This window comes from Streptomyces sp. BE303, from assembly GCF_036290945.1.
In the GTDB taxonomy this organism is placed as follows: Bacteria; Actinomycetota; Actinomycetes; order Streptomycetales; family Streptomycetaceae; genus Kitasatospora.
Genome location: NZ_JAQYWZ010000810.1, coordinates 1 through 307, shown reverse-complemented (window position 1 = coordinate 307; position 307 = coordinate 1). Strand labels below are relative to the sequence as shown.

Annotated in this window: 1 protein-coding gene; it reads left to right on the top strand. The window is 72.0% G+C overall.

Features of this window, described 5'->3' with window-relative positions:
• Positions 1-307, top strand: a 307-nt coding sequence (locus PUR56_RS43600) for an RICIN domain-containing protein (protein WP_443034576.1), incomplete at both ends; no start/stop codon positions are given.

Below are 307 nucleotides of genomic sequence, written 5' to 3'. Positions count from 1 at the left end.
GCCGCCGGAGCCGCCGGCTCCACCATCGTCCAGCGTGCCTGCAACGGCCAGACCGCCCAGCGCTGGAAGATCACCCCGGCCAACTTCGACCGGTATACTAACACCTCAGCCGCCAGCCCCCACGCCCTCACCCTCGCCACGGCCTCCTTGGGTGACAAGGCGACCCAGGAGATCGACACCGGCTCCGAACTGCAACGGAGTTCCATCGACGGACCGGCTGCCCGGGGACACCAACCCGCCCCCGCTCCGGACCCGCCCGTACTCCCGTCCGGAGCGGGGCCCGGTCGGGCGAGGTTCCTCTCCGGGG